This is a genomic window from Brevundimonas sp. 1080, from assembly GCF_040545985.1.
Classification (GTDB): Bacteria; Pseudomonadota; Alphaproteobacteria; order Caulobacterales; family Caulobacteraceae; genus Brevundimonas.
On the sequence record NZ_JBEPMW010000001.1, the window covers coordinates 380,363 to 397,588 of the forward strand.

Annotated in this window: 14 protein-coding genes; 4 read left to right on the top strand and 10 right to left on the bottom strand. The window is 66.9% G+C overall.

Translation table 11 applies throughout. The features are described 5' to 3' along the window. Positions 1 to 44: 44 nt before the first annotated feature. Complete coding sequence (locus ABIC32_RS01960) at positions 45 to 1,199, top strand: beta-ketoacyl-ACP synthase III (protein WP_354071953.1); 1,155 nt, start codon at positions 45 to 47, stop codon at positions 1,197 to 1,199. Positions 1,200 to 1,203: 4 nt separating this feature from the next. Here ABIC32_RS01960 and ABIC32_RS01965 read toward each other — a convergent pair whose 3' ends face one another. After that, positions 1,204 to 1,665 (bottom strand): DoxX family protein, encoded by a 462-nt coding sequence (locus ABIC32_RS01965; RefSeq protein WP_055805915.1) that lies wholly within the window; start codon positions 1,663 to 1,665, stop codon positions 1,204 to 1,206. Positions 1,666 to 1,706: 41 nt separating this feature from the next. After that, the gene (locus ABIC32_RS01970) at positions 1,707 to 2,912 is read right to left on the bottom strand and encodes a M48 family metallopeptidase (protein WP_354071955.1); all 1,206 of its coding nucleotides are present in this window, start codon (positions 2,910 to 2,912) and stop codon (positions 1,707 to 1,709) included. Between the two features lie 136 nt (positions 2,913 to 3,048). Between ABIC32_RS01970 and ABIC32_RS01975 the strand changes: the two genes are divergently transcribed. Continuing rightward, positions 3,049 to 3,318, top strand: a complete 270-nt coding sequence (locus ABIC32_RS01975; protein WP_017504786.1) for a hypothetical protein — start codon at positions 3,049 to 3,051, stop codon at positions 3,316 to 3,318. Between the two features lie 72 nt (positions 3,319 to 3,390). Here the strand turns inward: ABIC32_RS01975 and ABIC32_RS01980 are convergent, their stop codons facing one another. After that, positions 3,391 to 3,918, bottom strand: coding sequence for a porin family protein (locus ABIC32_RS01980; RefSeq protein WP_354071957.1), 528 nt, complete (start codon positions 3,916 to 3,918; stop codon positions 3,391 to 3,393). Between the two features lie 231 nt (positions 3,919 to 4,149). Next, the gene (gene ppdK / locus ABIC32_RS01985) at positions 4,150 to 6,831 is read right to left on the bottom strand and encodes a pyruvate, phosphate dikinase (RefSeq protein WP_088582332.1); all 2,682 of its coding nucleotides are present in this window, start codon (positions 6,829 to 6,831) and stop codon (positions 4,150 to 4,152) included. A 209-nt stretch (positions 6,832 to 7,040) separates the two neighbouring features. On the opposite strand from ppdK, the gene ABIC32_RS01990 reads away from it, so the two are divergent. After that, the gene (locus ABIC32_RS01990) at positions 7,041 to 7,394 is read left to right on the top strand and encodes an endonuclease domain-containing protein (RefSeq protein WP_354071960.1); all 354 of its coding nucleotides are present in this window, start codon (positions 7,041 to 7,043) and stop codon (positions 7,392 to 7,394) included. Between the two features lie 129 nt (positions 7,395 to 7,523). On the opposite strand, the gene glyS is transcribed toward ABIC32_RS01990, so the two are convergent. The 6 genes from glyS to ABIC32_RS02020 all read right to left on the bottom strand — a co-directional run bounded on the left by glyS (position 7,524) and on the right by ABIC32_RS02020 (position 16,166). Next, the gene (gene glyS / locus ABIC32_RS01995) at positions 7,524 to 9,596 is read right to left on the bottom strand and encodes a glycine--tRNA ligase subunit beta (protein ID WP_354071962.1); all 2,073 of its coding nucleotides are present in this window, start codon (positions 9,594 to 9,596) and stop codon (positions 7,524 to 7,526) included. After that, positions 9,596 to 10,489, bottom strand: a complete 894-nt coding sequence (locus ABIC32_RS02000; RefSeq protein WP_055805924.1) for a glycine--tRNA ligase subunit alpha — start codon at positions 10,487 to 10,489, stop codon at positions 9,596 to 9,598. Before ABIC32_RS02000 ends, glyS begins: the two co-directional genes overlap by 1 nt. A 100-nt stretch (positions 10,490 to 10,589) precedes the next feature. Next, on the bottom strand, positions 10,590 to 11,498 hold the full coding sequence (locus ABIC32_RS02005; RefSeq protein ID WP_354071965.1) for a fasciclin domain-containing protein: 909 nt from the start codon (positions 11,496 to 11,498) through the stop codon (positions 10,590 to 10,592). Between the two features lie 203 nt (positions 11,499 to 11,701). Then, positions 11,702 to 12,580, bottom strand: coding sequence for a 4-(cytidine 5'-diphospho)-2-C-methyl-D-erythritol kinase (locus ABIC32_RS02010; RefSeq protein ID WP_354071967.1), 879 nt, complete (start codon positions 12,578 to 12,580; stop codon positions 11,702 to 11,704). Positions 12,581 to 12,583: 3 nt separating this feature from the next. Then, positions 12,584 to 14,446, bottom strand: coding sequence for a tetratricopeptide repeat protein (locus ABIC32_RS02015; protein ID WP_354071969.1), 1,863 nt, complete (start codon positions 14,444 to 14,446; stop codon positions 12,584 to 12,586). 64 nt (positions 14,447 to 14,510) lie between these two features. Continuing rightward, positions 14,511 to 16,166, bottom strand: a complete 1,656-nt coding sequence (locus ABIC32_RS02020; protein ID WP_354072932.1) for an electron transfer flavoprotein-ubiquinone oxidoreductase — start codon at positions 16,164 to 16,166, stop codon at positions 14,511 to 14,513. Between the two features lie 195 nt (positions 16,167 to 16,361). On the opposite strand from ABIC32_RS02020, the gene ABIC32_RS02025 reads away from it, so the two are divergent. Further along, a complete protein-coding gene (locus tag ABIC32_RS02025) occupies positions 16,362 to 17,174 on the top strand; it encodes a uracil-DNA glycosylase (protein ID WP_354071971.1) in 813 nt (270 codons plus the stop codon). The last annotated feature ends 52 nt before the right edge of the window (positions 17,175 to 17,226 follow it).

Consider the following 17,226-nt stretch of genomic DNA (forward strand, 5'->3'; position numbering starts at 1 on the left):
AAGCAGCGAGGCCCCAAGGGCCGAGCGATAGGAACAAAACCAAAGTGACCCACGCCGTCATCGCCTCAACCGGCCTCTTCACCCCTGAACAATCGGTCTCCAACGCCGAACTGGTCGACAGCTACAACACCTGGGCCGACGGCTGGAACGCCCGCCACGCCGCCCAGATCGAAGCCGGCGAGCTGGAGGCCAAGTCGCACTCCTCGCCCGAGTTCATCGAAAAGGCCTCCGGCATCAAGAGCCGGTTCGTGCTGGACAAGGCCGGGATCATCGACCCCGAGCGGATGGCGCCGAACCTGGCCGAACGCTCCAACGACGAAATCTCGATCCTGGCCGAGATGGCGGTCAAGGCCGCGCGTCAGGCGATCGAGGCCTGGGGCAAGCCGGTTTCGGAAATCGGCGCCGTCCTGTGCGCCGCGTCGAACATGCAGCGCGCCTATCCGGCCATGGCCATCGAGGTTCAGCAGGCCCTGGGCATCGAGGGCTTCGCCTTCGACATGAATGTGGCGTGCAGCTCGGCGACCTTCGGCATCAAGACGGCGGCGGATTTCATCGCCGGCGGCTCGGTCAAGGCGGTGCTGATGGTCAATCCGGAGGTCTGTTCGGCCCACCTGAACTTCACCGATCGCGACAGCCATTTCATCTTCGGCGATGTGGCGACGGCGGTGATCGTGGAGTCGTCGGATACGGCGGGACCCGGCGGCTGGGACGTGCTGGGCACGCGGCTGAAGACGACCTTCTCGAACAACATCCGCAACAACTTCGGCTTCTTGAACCGAAACGCGCGCGACACCGCGCATCTGGACAGCCCCGAAGCCGACGACAGCGTCCAGAACGACAAGCTTTTCATCCAACAGGGCCGCAAGGTCTTCCGCGACGTGGTGCCGATGGTGTCGGACATGATCGTGAATCACGCCGGCGAACTGGGCCTGGATCCGCACGAGCTAAAGCGGCTTTGGCTGCACCAGGCCAACATCAACATGAACACGATGATCGGCAAGAAGGTGCTGGGTCGCGAACCCTCGGCGGATGAGAACGTCATCATCCTGGACGAATACGCCAACACCTCCTCGGCCGGGTCGATCATCGCCTTCCACCTGCACAACGACGGGTTCGAGGCGGGCGATACGGGCCTGATCTGCAGCTTCGGCGCCGGCTATTCGGCCGGGACGGTGTTCGTCAGGAAGCGCGCCGCCTGAAGCCCTAAAGCCGGGGCAGAAACAGGACGAAGTCCAGGCTCCACAGCCCCGGTCCATTGGCGATCAGCCAGATCAGAATGACCATCAGCAGGGTCTCGGGCAGATCGAAATAGCTGGAGAGGCGATAGCCGAGGCTGGTCCCCTCCACCGACTTTGACGCCACGGTCACCAGGGCGACCAGGCTGATGATCAGCAGCACCAAGGCCGCCAGGCTGGTGAACAGGCCCATGATCAGCAGGGCGCCGAAGGCGAACTCGCACACCGAGACGAACTTCGCGGTCTGGCGAGGGGCGGCGATGCCGGCTTCGACCATCGTCTTGCTCATCTTCTCGGCCTGGGCCGGGGTGAACAGCTTGTAGAAGCCGGACAGGAAGAACATTCCTCCGACCACGACCCGCGCGATCAGGGGCGCGATGTCCATCAGGGCCGGAACGCCCAGGCCGAGGCCGCGATAAAGGTCGATCATGGGGCGAAGGCTCCGCTTGGAATGGCGAAGCCTTCAATGCCCTAGCGACGCGTCGGTTGCCCTGCCGAGGCTTGGGCGGGATGCGTCGCCTTCCATTCCATGGCGCGGCGGATGCGGTTCTCCACGCTGGGGTGATCGTAGAACAGGAACTCCTCGATCGCCGACGGCGACGGGGCGCGGTATTCGGCGGTCTTGATCAGGGCCTTGGACAGGCCGTCCGGCGCATTGGCGTGAACCAGCGAGAAGTGGTCGGCGTCCTCCTCCATCGTGCGGGTCATGGTGGCGAAGACCGGGGTGCCCAGCACGCCCAGGAAAGCCAGCACCAGGGCCAGGACCGGCAGATCCGCAGGGTCGGCGATGTCGCCTACGCGATCCGCCTTCAGCAGACGATGCGCCACCGGATACAGCCGGTCGGTCAGCCAGAAGGCCAGCACCGACAGGAGGACCAGAATGCCGACGGTCCAGAGAATGTGCGCCCGGACATAGTGGCCCATCTCGTGGCCGACCACGCCGCGCACCTCGGCCAGATCCGCGCCCTGTTTGAACATGGTGTCGCTCATCGCCACCCGCGCCGTACCGAACAGGCCCGAGACATTGGCGGTGTAGCGATCGGACTGTTTGGAGCCGTTGTAGATGAAGATCTTGTCCGACGGCGTACCCGTCTGTTTGGCGAGGGTCACGACGGCGTCGCGCACCGGCCCGTTCGGCGCGGGCGTATAGGTGTTGAAGATCGGCTCGATCACCAGGGGCGCGAGCACCAGGCCGATGACGATGAAGGCCGCCGTCACGCCGGTCGCCCAGGCCCACCAGAACCGACGCGCACGCCGGATCAGGGCATAGATGGCCACCAGCAGCAGCGCGGTCGCCACGACCGAGATGGCTGCGCCGATCACAGCCTCGCCCAGCCAGCCGCCCAGGGCCTGGCTGGTCAGTCCGTACTGTTTCTCTCGCCACCAGCCCTGATAGATCGCCCACGGCAGGGTCAGCGCCCAGCTCATGGCCGAATAGACCAGGGCGACGGCGAAACTGGCCAGGATCGGCCGACGACGGCGACGTTCGATCCGGCTGCGGATCGCGACCAGCAGGCCGGTGCGCACGATGATCCAGGCGACCAGGGCCGAGACCAGGAAGCTCCACAGGATCAGCCAATGCGAGCCGTGGGTATAGGCGATCGCGCGGGCCGTTTCCTGGGGCGACAAGGTCGCCAGCCATAGGGCCGTCGCGGCCGCCGGATCGAAATTCGTCATGGTTTTCTCCCTTGAGAGAACCAAACCGTGCGACCCGCGTTATGTCAGGTTAATTCGCATCCATGATGATTCTCGCCCGGCCACGCTTGAATCTTTCACGACTTTTTGTCACGCATTCTCCTGTCGAGAACAGGGGATGTCCCAGATGGCTCACAAGACGCCCAAGCAGGTCCTGGAAAGCTTGGCTCATGATATCGCCACCGTGTTGAAGAGCATGGGTGGCTCGGCGCATCAGAACATGGTGGTCGATTGCGTGGCGGCGATGAAGCGCCAGCGTGGCGAGGCGGTCAACCCGCCCGATCTTCGACAAAAGATCATCGAAACCTTTGAATACTATCGCGACTGGTTCGTTCGCCCGTTCGGCGAAGGCTCGCAGCGTTGGGCCCTGGCCGGCGACTTCGGCTGATTTCACTGTCCTGAACGAAAAAGGCGCGCTCCCTGCGGAGCGCGCCTTCGTCGTTAGGACTGATCGATCAGATCAGAAGCGACGGATGTAGCTGACCGAATAGGCGTCGGCTTCACCACCGTTGTCGCGGTAGTCGCGACGGGTCCAGTCGGCGCGCACGCCGTTGACGCCGTCCAGATAGTAGTTGGCGCCCGCGCCGTAGTTCCAGCTGTCGCCGCCCACGTCGGTGTTCGCGCCCGGGAACTTCTGCTTCAGCTCGGTGTGGCCGTAGCCGCCGCGTGCGAACAGTTCCAGCTTGTCAGAGACCGGCACCTTGCCGACCACGTAGCCGGCGGCGTCCCACTCGTGTTTGATCTCGCCATCGACGCCCGCGACGGTGAAGTCGTCATGCTTCACGCCGACCGAGGCTTCAGTTTCCACAGCGATGTAACGGTTGAGGTTGACGCCAAGACGACCGGTGACAGCGCCCGTCGTTGCATTGTCGCCTTCAAGATGAGTGTAGCCCAGCGAGCCGTAACCACGCGGCTCAGGATTGATTTGAGCAAAGGCCGGAGCGGCGATTGCGGAAACGGCGACAGCAGCGAGAAGAATGTTACGCATTGTTTCTTATTAACTCCTAGATGTGATGACCGAGCCGATCATCAGCCCCATCCAGCGAGTGCTTAAATAGGTCACAGCGTCATCTGTTCCAGATGCCCGAAAACACGACGAATGCCTGTGGATGCCGGGACACATACAGCGTTCCGTCAAGATTGGCGACTTTGTGGCGCCGCAGCAAAAAGGGCGGCCTCGACCGAGACCGCCCTCTTGGGTTCGTCCGGCTGAGAAGACCTAGCGGTCCTTCTCGCGCTCCACGTTCAGGGCAGCCTGGGCCGCCGCCAGACGGGCGATCGGCACGCGGTAGGGCGAGCAGGAGACGTAATCCAGCCCGGCCTGTTCGCAGAAGGCGATCGACGACGGGTCGCCGCCATGTTCGCCGCAGATGCCCAGCTTGACCTCGGGCCGGACCTTGCGCCCGCGCTCGGCGGCGATCTCGATCAGGCCGCCCACGCCGTCCTGGTCCAGCCGTACGAAGGGATCGGTCTCGAAGATGCCCTTGTCCAGATAGGCCTGAAGGAACCGGCCGGAATCGTCGCGCGAAATGCCGAACGTCGTCTGGGTCAGGTCGTTGGTGCCGAAGCTGAAGAACTGGGCGTATTCGGCCAGGTCGCCGGCGCGGATGGCGGCGCGCGGCAGTTCGATCATCGTGCCGACCAGATAGTCGATGCTCTGGCCCGTCTCCTCGAACACGGCCTTGGCCGTGCGGTCGGTCAGTTCGCGCAGATATTTCATCTCCAGGCCCAGGGCGACTAGCGGGTGCATGATCTCCGGCAGGGGCGCGGCGCCCGACTTCTGCTTGACCTCCAGCGCCGCCTCGATGATGGCGCGGACCTGCATCTCGTAGATTTCGGGATAGGCGACGCCCAGCCGGCAACCGCGGTGGCCCAGCATGGGGTTGGTCTCGTGCAGCTCCTTGGCGCGACGCTTCAGCTTCTCGGCGTCGATGCCGGACGAAGCAGCCAGGGCGTCGATGTCTTCCTCGGTGTGGGGGATGAACTCGTGCAGCGGCGGGTCCAGCAGGCGCACCGTCACCGGCAGGCCGGCCATGATCTCGAACAGTTCGACGAAGTCCGACTTCTGGAACGGCGCGATCTTGGCCAAGGCCGCGCGACGGCCCTTTTCGTCGTCGGCCAGGATCATCTCGCGCACGGCGGCGATCCGGGTGTCGTCGAAGAACATGTGCTCGGTCCGGCACAGGCCGATGCCCTCGGCGCCGAAGCCGCGCGCGGTCTTGGCGTCCAGCGGGGTCTCGGCGTTGGCGCGAACCTTCAGGCGGCGCACCTTGTCGGCCCAACCCATCAGGGTCTGGAAGTCGCCGGTCAGTTCCGGCTCGATCATCGGCACGGCGCCGTCCAGCACCTCGCCCTTGGAGCCGTCGATGGTGATGACCTCGCCGGCCTTGAAGGTGCGGCCGCGCGCGGTGAAGGTGCCCTTGGCCTCGTCGATGTGGATCTCGCCGGCGCCGGAGACGCAGGCCCGGCCCATGCCGCGCGCCACGACGGCGGCGTGGCTGGTCATGCCCCCGCGGGCGGTGACGATACCGCGCGCCGCATGCATGCCGTGGATGTCTTCGGGGCTGGTCTCTTCGCGCACCAGGATGACCGCTTCGCCCAGACCCGACATGCGCTCGGCCTCGTCGGCGTCGAAGACGATCTTGCCGGTCGCGGCGCCGGGCGAGGCCGGCAGGCCGGCGGCGACCACGGTGCGCGCCGCATCGGGGTCCAGCGTCGGGTGCAGCAGCTGGTCCAGCGCCGACGGCTCGACCCGACTGATGGCCTCTTCCTGAGAGATCACGCCCTCGGCGGCGAGGTCCACGGCGACCTTCAACGCCGACTTGGCGGTGCGCTTGCCGTTGCGGGTCTGCAGCATCCACAGACGGCCCTGTTCGACCGTGAACTCGATGTCCTGCATGTCGCGGTAGTGGCTTTCCAGCTTGCCGACGACGTCGACGAACTGGGCGAACACCTCAGGCATGGCCTCTTCCATCGAGGGGGCGGTCTCGCCCATCTCCTCGCGGCCGATCTTGGTCAGGGACTGCGGCGTGCGGATGCCGGCGACCACGTCCTCGCCCTGGGCGTTGATCAGGAACTCGCCGTACAGGCGCGCCTCGCCGGTCGAGGGGTTGCGGGTGAAGGCCACGCCGGTCGCCGAGGTCTCGCCCATATTGCCGAACACCATCGACTGGACGTTGACGGCCGTGCCCCAACTTTCGGGAATGTCGTGCATGCGGCGATAGAATTTCGCCCGGTCGTTCATCCAGCTTTCGAACACGGCGCCCACGGCGCCCCACAGCTGGTCCTTGGGATCCTGCGGGAAGGCGTGACCCAGTTCGCGCTCGACCACGGCCTTGTAGTCGGCGACCACCTTCTCCCAGTCGGCGGCGGTCAGGTCGGTATCGACCGTGACGCCCAGGCGATCCTTGTGCTGGTCCAGCACCTCTTCGAAATCGTCGTGGCTGAGGCCCAGCACGACGTTGGAATACATGGTGATGAAGCGGCGATAGCTGTCGAAGGCGAAGCGACGGTCGCCCGACAGCTTGGCCAAGCCTTCGACCGTCTGGTCGTTCAGGCCCAGGTTAAGCACCGTGTCCATCATACCCGGCATGGACGCCCGCGCGCCCGACCGCACCGACACCAGCAGCGGGTTATCGACATCGCCGAAGGTCTTGCCGACCACGCCCTCGACCTTGGCCAAGGCGGCCTGGACCTGGGCGTCCAGATCGGCCGGATAGGTCTCGTTGTTGGCGTAATAGTGGGTGCAGACCTCAGTGGTGACGGTGAAGCCCGGGGGAACCGGCAGACCCAGCGACGACATTTCCGCCAGATTGGCGCCCTTGCCGCCAAGAAGGTTCTTCATCGACGCGTCGCCGTCGGCGGAGCCTCCGCCGAAGCCGTACACCCACTGAGTCATCATGCAGTCCCTGAGCTTTTCGGATCGTCCGGCGGGTTGGCCCCGCTCGCACATGCAGCATGATCTAGCGCGTGAGAGCGGCCTTGACCATTGCGGATGTAACAATGCGTGAGGGGGTGTGCGGTTTCCAGTCGACGTGCGCGCACAACCTTGACGTCATCGTCTCCTCCCCATGAAATGAGGAGGGGGACCGCGAAGCGGTGGAGGGGTTCTTGACGCACGAAGGCTCCGTCTCGCGCGCCCGCATCCTGCGCCGCGCCCTGACCCCGCCCGAAGCCCGACTGTGGGTCCACCTGCGCCGCCGCACGCTGGACGGTCTGAAATTCCGACGTCAGCATCCAGCGGGCGTCTATGTGCTCGACTTCTATTGCGCCGAGGCGATGCTGGCCGTCGAGGTGGATGGCGAAAGCCACGAAGGCCGAGGCGAACACGACGCCCGACGCACGCGCTGGCTTGCGACCCAGGGCATTGCCGTCATCCGCGTCTCGGCCGAGCAGGTGCGGGTGGACTTAGGTGACGTGCTCGATTTCATCGCCGACAGGGCGAGAGACCGAACCCGGGGCTAAGAGCCCCTCCACCGCTACGCGGTCCCCCTCCCCACGCGTGGGGAGGAGACGATGCGGCGAAGTTCCGTCTCCTCCCCATTCCATGGGGAGGTGGCTCGGAGCGCAGCGGAGAGACGGAGGGGTTCTGCCCTACCCCGCGATCTGGCCGAAATCGGCGACCTGGCCCATCACGTCGCGGACCTGGCCCAGCAGTTTCAGCCGGTTCTCGCGTTCTGTGGGGATGTCGGAGTTGACCATAACGTCGTCGAAGAAGCGGTCCACCGGCGCGCGCAGGCGCGCCAGGGCCGTCATGGCGGCGGCGAAGTCCTCGGTCTGCAGCGCGGCCTCGACCGCGGTGCGGGCGGCACCGACGGCGAAGGCCAGGGTGGTCTCGGCCTCGGGCTGGTTTGCTCTGCCGGTCTGAACCATGCCGGTCGGCAGCGGTCCCTTCTTCTCCTCGGCGCGCAAGATGTTGGAGGCGCGCTTGTAGCCGGCCAGCAGATTGGCCCCGTCGTCCGTGGCGAGGAAGGCGGCCAGCGCCTCCACCCGCCGCACGATGCGAACGAGATCGTCATCGCCCAGAGCGAAGACGGCGGCGACGAGGTCGTGGCGCTGGCCTTGGTCGCGGAGGAGGACAGTCAGGCGGTCGGCGAAGAAGGACGCCAGCTCTGACGACAAAGAAAGCCTGTCGACTTGACGTTCGACCTTGCCCTGCTTGGTGATCAATGCGGTCGCGGGTGCGAACGCGTCGTTCGTCAAGCCAAGACGGATTTCATTGTTCAAGATCAGCCGAAGGATGCCCAGCGCCGCCCGGCGCAGCGCGAACGGGTCCTTCGAGCCCGTAGGCTTTTCATCGATGGCGAAGAAGCCGACCAGGGTGTCCAGCTTGTCGGCCAGGGCGACGGCGACAGTGACGGGCGCGGTCGGGACCGTGTCGGCGGGGCCTTGCGGCTTGTAGTGGTCGCGAACGGCGTCGGCGATCGCGTCGGAATGGCCGGCGAGACGGGCGTAGTAGCCGCCCATGATCCCCTGCAGTTCCGGGAACTCGCTGACCATGCCTGACAGCAGGTCGGCCTTTGACAGGCGGGCGGCGGTTTCGGCCTCGTCGGCGTCGGCGTCGACCAGCGGCGCGATCTCGCGCGCCAGGGCGGCGATGCGCTCGACCCGCTCGGCCAGGGTGCCCAGTTTGGCGTGGAAGGTGACGCCGGACAGTTTGGCGTTCCAGGCGTCGAAGCCGACCTTCTGGTCCTCGTCCCAGAAGAAGCGCGCGTCGTTCAGGCGGGCGCTCAACACGCGGCTGTTGCCGGCGGCCAGGGCCTTGCCCCCGTCGGTCGCCTCGACGTTTGCGACGACCAAGAAGTTGGGCGCGAGGCCATTATTGGACGGATCGCGGACGGCGAAATACTTCTGGTGCACCTTCATCGACAGGCGCACGACTTCCGGCGGCAGGGCCAGGAACTGCGGATCCATGTCGCCCAGGATCGGGGTCGGCCATTCCGCCAGACCCGCCACCTCGTCCAGCAGGCCGTCGTCATCGACAAGGGCCAGGCCGCGCGCGGCGCAGGCGGCCTTGGCCTGTTCCAGAATGCGTAGCTTGCGGTCGGCGACGTCCAGCAGGACGAAATTCTTTTCCAGTTGGGTGCGATAGTCGACGAAGTCGCTGACGCGCAGCAGCTCGCCGGATCCCAGGAAGCGGTGCCCCTCGGTGATCGCGTCGCTCTGAATCCCGTCGATCTCGAACGGGACCACCTTGCCGTCGAACAGGCACAGGATGCGCTTGATCGGACGCACCCAGCGCAGCGTGCCGGACCCCCAGCGCATCGACTTGGGCCAGGGGAAGGTGCGGACGACCTGATCGACCGTCTCGGCGACCAGATCGGTCGTGGCGCGGCCCTTGGACGACAGGACGGCGAACAGGACGCCGTCGCGCTCGGTCAGTTGATCGCGCGTCAGGCCGGTCTTGCGCAGGAAGCCTTCCAGCGCCTGTTCCGGGGCCGAGGCGCGCGGGCCCTTGACCTCTTCCTCGCGGTCCGGCGTGGCCGTGGGCAAGCCGTCGATCACCAAGGTCAGGCGGCGCGGACCGGCATAGGCCGTCAGCGCCTCCCACGTCAGGCCGGCGGCCTTCAGGCGGTCGGAGACCATACGCTCAAGGTCGCGCGCGGCCCCCTGCTGCATCCGGGCGGGGATTTCTTCAGAGAAGATTTCGAGAAGAAGTTGGGGCATCAGGCGGTTTTCCGCTCTTGTTCGACATAGGCGAGGGCGCAGGCTTTGCAGAGTTCGCGGATGCGGCCGATGTAGCTCTGGCGTTCGGCCACGGCGATGGCGCCGCGGGCGTCCATCAGGTTGAACAGGTGACTGGCCTTCAGAACCTGGTCGTAGGCGGGCAGGACCAGCGGCTGATCCTGCGGCCCGCGCATGTCGAGCAGGCGCTGAACCTCGCCCACCATATCCTCGAACCGGCGCTTCAGACCGTCGACGTCATAGCCGTGGAAGTTGGCTTCCGACTGCTGGCGCTCGTTCTCTAGGAAGACCTCGCCATAGGTCAGGCCCTCCTTGGTGAACTTCAGATCGTAGACGTTGTCCACGCCCTGGACGTACATGGCCAGACGCTCCAGCCCGTAGGTCAGCTCGCCCGACACCACATCGACTTCGATGCCGCCGACGCCCTGAAAATAGGTGAACTGCGTCACCTCCATCCCGTCGCACCAGACCTCCCAGCCCAGACCCCAGGCGCCGACGGTGGGGTTTTCCCAGTCGTCCTCGACGAAGCGGATGTCGTGCAGTTTCGGATCGATGCCGATGGCCGCCAGCGACCCCAGATACAGCTCCTGAAGGTTGTCCGGGTTCGGCTTCAGGATGACCTGGTATTGGTAATAGTGTTGGAGGCGATTGGGGTTTTCACCATAGCGGCCGTCGCCGGGGCGGCGGCTGGGCTGAACGTAGGCGGCCTTCCACGGCTTGGAGCCGAGCGCGCGCAGGACGGTGGCGGGGTGCAGCGTGCCAGCCCCCACCTCGATGTCATAGGGCTGCAGGATGGCGCAGCCCTGCTCGCCCCAATAGCGGTGGAGCGTCAGGATCAGGTCCTGAAACGCGAGCGGCTCGGTCGAGGTGGTCAAATCGGGCTCGTGGGGAGGGGCTGAAAAAAAGACGGCGGACCATAGGGCCCGCCGCCTTCCGCTTCAACACGCTACCGAGGGAGCGCGTGGATGACCCTGATCAGTTAGGGGTCGGCTTGGCTTCGGCCGCGCCGTCGGCGGCGGGATCAGCCGCATCGACCGGCGGGGTGGCGGGGGTGTCGACCTGACCATCGGTCGGGTTGACGACCGGCGACGAGGAGGTGGTCGTCGTCATCGCGGCGGGCTGACCGTTCGGCGCCGTCGGGGCCGGGGTCGATTCGGCGGCCGGAGCAGCTTCGGCCGGAACAGCTTCGGCCGGAGCGGCGGCCCCGGCGGGCGCGGCGGCCTCTTCATCGCCCATGGCGGCCATGGAGTTCGCCGGGTTCAGGACCTTGTCGATCGGGAAGATGGCGCCGTTCGAGGCGTCCAGCTCGGCGCTGACGACGGTTGCGCCGTCAGCCTTGATGGCCGAACCCGTGCCGTCCAGCAGGACCTGGCTCTCGGCGGCCGTCTCCACGCCGCCCTTCTTGCCCATGATCTGGTCGGGCGTCACGTCGGCGACGATGACGTGATACAGCAACAGCTGGCGCAGTTCGGCGGCGTTGGCCGGGTCCATCAGACGCGTCCGCTCAGCCTCCGGCACGGCGGCGAAGGCGGCGTCGGTCGGGGCGAAGATCGAGATGGCCGGGCGGCTGGCCAGGGTATCGGTCAACTGGGCGGCGTCCAGCGCGGCCAACAGGGTGGTGAACTGACCGCTGGCCTTCAGCTTGTCGACGACGGTTTCGCCGGCGACAGGCGTGGTCGCCTCAGCGGTCGTGGTCGTAGTCGCGGCGGCTTCAGCCGTCGGCGCCGACGTCTGCGGCATGGCCGGCATTGCCGGATCTGTTTGCGGCATGGTCGCCGGGGCGGGCGTCGTCGTGGTCGCCGGGGCGGTCATGTCCTGGGCGAATGCGGGGGCGGCCATCAGGCTGACGACGGCGGTGGCGGCAAGCAGTTTTGCACGAAGCATGGCGATTTCCTTTTTCCTGTTTGAGGATCGCCACGGGGGAGACAGCGACCCGTTCCAGACATCGGAACTGCCGACTCAAATCAGAACGCCGTAATTGGGTTCCGAGATTTCGAAACAATGCGTAACGTTTGTGATGATCTGGGCGAGACCTGGGCGAAATCGCCGGTTTCGCAGTCTGATCGCCGGTATTCGGCCACAAAGCTTCAGCGTTGCTGTACGGACAGCTGTGTTGCTTTGACCCAGCCCTCGGGATGTGCAGCGGACAGAGCGCGCGCAGCGTATTGGGCCGCGTGGTCGCTGGGATACAAACCGAACACCGTCGCGCCTGAGCCGGACATTCGCGTCAAGGCGATCTGGTCGGTCGCCGCCACCGCCGACAGGGCTGCGCCGATCGCCGGCGTCAGGGCCAGCGCCGGCGCTTCAAGATCGTTGCGCTGGGCCGACAGCCATTCGATGACGGCGGCGATGGACCAGTCCCGAGGCGGCGCGGGTCTGTCGGCCGCTCGCACCGGCCCTGCGTCATAGGCCCGATAGACGGCGCCGGTCGGCGAGGGGACGCCGGGGTTGAACAGGACGGCCGGCAGGGGCGGCAGGCAGTGTTCGTCGGTCAGCACGTCTCCCCTCCCCTCGGCCCAGGCCGTGCGCATCCGAAGACACATAGGCCCGTCCGCGCCGACGACGCCCGCGACCGCCTCAAGCGCGGCGTCACTGAGATCGAGCGCCAGGACGTCGCGCGCCAGTTTCAGCGCCGCGCCCGCATCGGACGATCCGCCGCCCAGCCCCGCCGCGATGGGCAGGCGCTTGTCCAGCGTGACCTTCAGTTTCGGCGCTCCGATGCCGCAGGCCTCGCCCAACTGACGCAGGGCGCGCAGGATCAAGTTGTCGTCCGTCGCGCCCAGCCCGCCGCCGAAAGGCCCGTCGACCGTCAGCGACAGACGATCCGCCGGCTCGACCGACACGCGATCCCCGACGTCGGCGAACGCGACCAGGCTGGACAGCGGATGATAGCCGTCAGCGTCCACCGCCCCGACGTGCAAGAACAGATTGATCTTGGCCGGCGCCAGGGCGGTCAGGGCGGGCATGACCTATTGCGCGACGCCCTGAGCGCTCGGCGCGTTGTCCAGCCCATTGGCGATCTTGCGTTCGACCTCGGCCCGGCGTTCGGGTTCGGGCTCCAGCACCAGGACGCGGTTCCACAGCCAGACGGCTTCGCGTTGACGGCCGACCTTCCAGTAGGCGTCGCCGAGGTGATCATTGATCTCGGCGTTGGACGGCTCCTTGTCGACAGCCTCTTCCAGCGTGTTGACGGCGGTTTCGTACTGGCCCTGTTTGAACTGCGCCCAGCCCAGCGAATCCTGGATGTTGCCGTTGTCGGGCTCCAGCGCGTGGGCGCGGGCGATCATCTCGGCGCCTTCCTGAACCCGCAGCCCCTTATCGACCCAGAGATAGCCGAGGTAGTTCAGCATATCGGCGTCGTTCGGCGCGGTCTGAAGCGCGGCCCACAGTTCGGCCTCGGCCTCGGAAACACGACCCAACGCCTCATAGGCGGCGCCGCGCAGGAAGTGGACGCTGGCGCCCTGATCGGCAGTGTTCAACAGCGGCCCGTCCAGCAGGGCCAGCGCCTCGTCATGCTGTTTCAGCTGCATCAGCTGACCGGCCAAGACCAGGGCGATCTGCCGATCGTCGGGGCTGGCGGCGGCGGCGCGGCGCAGCTCGGTGAGCGCGTCCTGCGACTGGCCGTCCTCTTCCAGCGCCACGGCCAGCTGAGCGCGGGCGGCGGCATAGAGCTGCGGATCGGCGGTCCCGACCCGCGACAGGGCGTTGCGGGCGGCGGATTTCAGACCGGCGCGGGAAAGCACCTGGGCCAGCTGATATTCCGTCTCGTCATCGTCGTGCAGGTTCTGGGCGAGGCGCAGATAGACGGCGGCGAACTCGTTGCCGCGCTCGGCCGAAGCCTGGGCGGCGGCGGTGATCAGGCCCTGGGCGGCGCCTTCGCGGAAGTCGGGCAAGGCGGGCGGGCGGCCGCCGTCCTTCAGCCGTTGCAGCGCGCGGGCCACGCCCGGATCGACGGGTTGCACCGCCATGGCGGCTTCATACAGGGCGACGGCGTCGTCGCGGCGTCCGCGCCGTTCCAGAAACTCGCCATAGGGGCGCTTGAACAGGGCGCCGACGCCGGCGACTTCGGACGCGGTCTTCAGCTCGACCTCGGCCTCGGCATAGTCGCGGCGCTTCTCCAGCAGGGCGGCGCGATTGATGTGGGCGAAGGCCAGGGTCAGGGGATCGCCGGCGGTCGGGACCGGCTGAAGCGCCCGGGTCCAGTCGCCCGCCGCGGCGGCGATCCACGGCGCGACCAACAGGCCGGCGCGCGCATGCGGGGTGCCGATGGGCTGACGGGCCAGTTCGGCGTTCGGCGTCCTGGCGTCGCCGCGCACGAAGTCCTGCACCAGCCGCACCAGCCGTCCGCCCTCGACGAACGCGGGAGACGCGGTCGCATCGGTCGGGGCCAGGGCGGCCGCCACGTCCAGATCGCCCGTCAGCAGGGCGGAGGTGAAGGCCTGTTCGCGCACGCGCGGCTGTTCCGGCGTCAGCCGTTCCGCCTGGGCCAGATAGTCCGAGCCGGTCGCCCCCTCGCCCTGCATCAGGGCCAGCTTGCCCGCCAGATACAGACCATAGGCGCTGCGGCCCTCGGCGTTCGTCGGGATCGGCGCCCAGACGGCCGGGATCGCAGGCGTCGCGGGCGTGTCGGTGATGATGATGTGAGGCTCGGGCCTGGCCTCGGTCGGCGTCTGGCCCGGCGCCGTCTGGCCCGGCTCCAGGATGACGGCCGGCGGATGGGTCTCCGGCGTCGGGGCGGGCGGGGTCGTTTCCTGAGCCGAGGCGTGGCCGGCAAGCGCCACGGCGAGGACGGTCAGGGAGGCGGCGAACAGGCGAGAACGGGAGGCGATCATGACCGGACCCTTCACGCTTTTGCAGCGGCGGGCAAGGGCGGAACACCGCCCCTGCCCCGTTCCGTCACATGTTCGGATAGTTGGGACCGCCGCCGCCCTCGGGCGTGGTCCAGACGATGTTCTGCGACGGATCCTTGATGTCACAGGTTTTGCAGTGGACGCAGTTCTGGGCGTTGATCACGAAGCGCGGATCGGCCTTGGCCGCCTCGTCGCCATAGACGACCTCGTACACGCCCGCCGGGCAGTAAAGCCGCGCCGGCTCGCCGTATTTGGGCAGGTTGACCCGGATCGGGATCGACGGATCCAGCAGCTTCAGGTGGGCCGGCTGGTCCTCGGCGTGGTTGGTGTTGGAAATGAACACCGACGACAGCTTGTCGAACGACAGCTTGCCGTCCGGCTTCGGATAGGCGATCGCCTTGTGGTCGGCGGCCAGGCCGGTCGAGGCGGCGTCGGTCTTTTCGTGCTTCAGCGTCGGGATCGGCGACAGGCCGCCCAACAGGGTGCGGCACCACATGTCGAACATGCCCAGCGCCCCGCCCAGCGTCGTGCCGAACTTGGACAGCAGCGGCTTGGCGTTGCGGACGACCGACAGCTCCTTATAGACCCAGCTCTTTTCGAAGGCGGTCTGGTATTCGACCAGTTCGTCGCCCGCGCGCCCGGCCTGAACGGCGTCGTAAGCGGCGTCGGCGGCCAGCATGCCGGTCTTCATCGCATTATGGCTGCCCTTGATGCGGGGCACGTTCACGAAGCCGGCCGAACAGCCGATCAGCACGCCGCCGGGGAAGCTCAGCTTCGGGATCGACTGCAGGCCGCCCTCGGTGATGGCGCGCGCGCCGTAGGAGATGCGCGTTCCGCCCTCCAGGTGCTGGGCGATCTCGGGGTGGTGCTTGAAGCGCTGGAACTCGTCGAACGGCGACAGGAACGGGTTCTTGTAGTTCAGGTGAACCACATAGCCGACGGCCACGTAGCGATCGCCGAAGTGATACAGGAAGCTGCCGCCGCCGGTGTGTTCATCCAGCGGCCAGCCGGTCGTGTGCTGAGCCAGGCCGGGCTGGTGCTTGTCGGCCGGGACCTGCCACAGCTCTTTCAGGCCGATCCCGTATTTCTGGGGCGACTTGCCGTCCTGAAGCTTGTGCCGGGCGATGATGGTCTTGGCCAGGGAGCCGCGCACGCCCTCGGCGATGAAGACGTACTTGCCGTGCAGTTCGATGCCGGGCTGGAAGTCGCCGGTCGGCTTGCCCTCGCGGTCGATGCCGAAGACGCCGGCGACGACGCCCTTCACCTGACCCGTCTCTTCTTCCCAGACGACGTGGCTGGCGGCCATGCCGGGATAGACCTCGACGCCAAGGGCCTCGGCCTGCTCGCCCAGCCAGCGCGTGACGTTGCCCAGCGAGGCGATGTAGCAGCCGTGATTGTGCATGAAGGGCGGCATCAGCGGCATGGGCAGCGACGCCGACCCCTGCGGGCCCAGCAGCAGGAACTTGTCCTTGGTGACCGGCGTCTCCAGCGGCGCTCCGCGTGCCTTCCAGTCGGGGAACAGCTCGTTCAGCGCCTTGGGATCGATGACCGCGCCCGACAGGATGTGACCGCCGACCTCGGCCGCCTTTTCCAGAACGGCGACGGTGATTTCCTTGCCGTCCTTTTCCGCGCGCTGCTTCAGGCGGATGGCCGCCGACAGGCCGGCCGGACCGCCGCCGACGATCACGACATCATATTCCATGATCTCGCGCTCGACGCCGTTCAGCGCCTCCAGCGGCGGCAGATTGTCGATGATGGCGTCCTGACGGGCGTTTTCCGCGCCGCCTTCGATGGCGTCTTCGGCCATGGTTTCCCCTGAATCCCGGTTATCTGTGTGGTTATGCCGCTTATCGGAAGGTGACGCGAGGGCGGTCAAGGCTTATCGGTGGTTCGAGACATGAACGCGCAACCCCATGACATCGCTGCAGTCGAAAGCCTGCTCGCCTTCTGGCGGGATGCGGGGGTCGACGCCTGCTACGGCGATGCGCCCGTCGATCACACCCACATCGCCCCGCCGCCGGCCGTCAAGGCGGTGCAGAGGGCGACGGCCTCGGTCGTCATGCCCCTGGCCGGCGTCAACGCCGATGACGCCCTCGCCGAAGCGCGGCGGCTCGCCGCCGGCGCCGCGACGCTTCAGGATCTGGCGGCGGCGGTCGCGGCGTTCGAGGGCTGTCCGCTGCGCGGCATGGGCGCGACGCAATCGGTGTTCGGACGCGGCAACCCCAACGCCTCGGTTCTGATCATCGGCGAAGGTCCCGGCGGGGATGAGGATCGGGCGGGCCAGCCCTTCGTCGGCAAGGCCGGGCAGCTGCTGGACCGGATGCTGGCGGCGGCAGGTCTGACCGACAAGGTGTTCATCACCAACACGGTCTTCTGGCGCCCGCCCGGCAACCGCACCCCCAGCCCGCAGGAACAGGCGGTGTGCGCGCCCTTCGTCGAGCGCGCCTTCGCCCTGCTGAAGCCCAGGGCCGTGCTGCTGCTCGGCGCAGCCTCGGCCAAGTCGGTGCTCGGCGCCGAGGAAGGCATCATGAAGCTGCGCGGCGCCTGGAAGGAATGGCGCCTGCTGGAGGGGGCGGTGTCGGCGCCCGTCATGCCGACCCTGCATCCCGCCTTTCTGCTGCGTCAGCCACAAGCCAAGCGGCAGGTGTGGAGCGACCTGCTTTCGCTGGCCGTTCGCCTTGAAACGGACTCGGTTGAAAAACAAGGCTAATCGCGGCATGTTCGCATGCTGACGACCGATCGCCATACACGCGCCCGTAGCT

Bases quoted from the DNA above. Each gene is read 5' to 3' on its own strand.
- ppdK (WP_088582332.1), bottom strand. From the start codon at position 6,831: ATGATGACTCAGTGGGTGTACGGCTTCGGCGGAGGCTCCGCCGACGGC.
- ABIC32_RS01975 (WP_017504786.1), top strand. From the start codon at position 3,049: ATGTCCCAGATGGCTCACAAGACGCCCAAGCAGGTCCTGGAAAGCTTG.
- ABIC32_RS01980 (WP_354071957.1), bottom strand. From the start codon at position 3,918: ATGCGTAACATTCTTCTCGCTGCTGTCGCCGTTTCCGCAATCGCCGCT.
- ABIC32_RS02010 (WP_354071967.1), bottom strand. From the start codon at position 12,580: ATGCCCGCCCTGACCGCCCTGGCGCCGGCCAAGATCAATCTGTTCTTG.
- ABIC32_RS01970 (WP_354071955.1), bottom strand. From the start codon at position 2,912: ATGACGAATTTCGATCCGGCGGCCGCGACGGCCCTATGGCTGGCGACC.
- ABIC32_RS02020 (WP_354072932.1), bottom strand. From the start codon at position 16,166: ATGGAATATGATGTCGTGATCGTCGGCGGCGGTCCGGCCGGCCTGTCG.
- ABIC32_RS01965 (WP_055805915.1), bottom strand. From the start codon at position 1,665: ATGATCGACCTTTATCGCGGCCTCGGCCTGGGCGTTCCGGCCCTGATG.
- ABIC32_RS02015 (WP_354071969.1), bottom strand. From the start codon at position 14,446: ATGATCGCCTCCCGTTCTCGCCTGTTCGCCGCCTCCCTGACCGTCCTC.
- ABIC32_RS02005 (WP_354071965.1), bottom strand. From the start codon at position 11,498: ATGCTTCGTGCAAAACTGCTTGCCGCCACCGCCGTCGTCAGCCTGATG.
- ABIC32_RS02025 (WP_354071971.1), top strand. From the start codon at position 16,362: ATGAACGCGCAACCCCATGACATCGCTGCAGTCGAAAGCCTGCTCGCC.
- glyS (WP_354071962.1), bottom strand. From the start codon at position 9,596: ATGCCCCAACTTCTTCTCGAAATCTTCTCTGAAGAAATCCCCGCCCGG.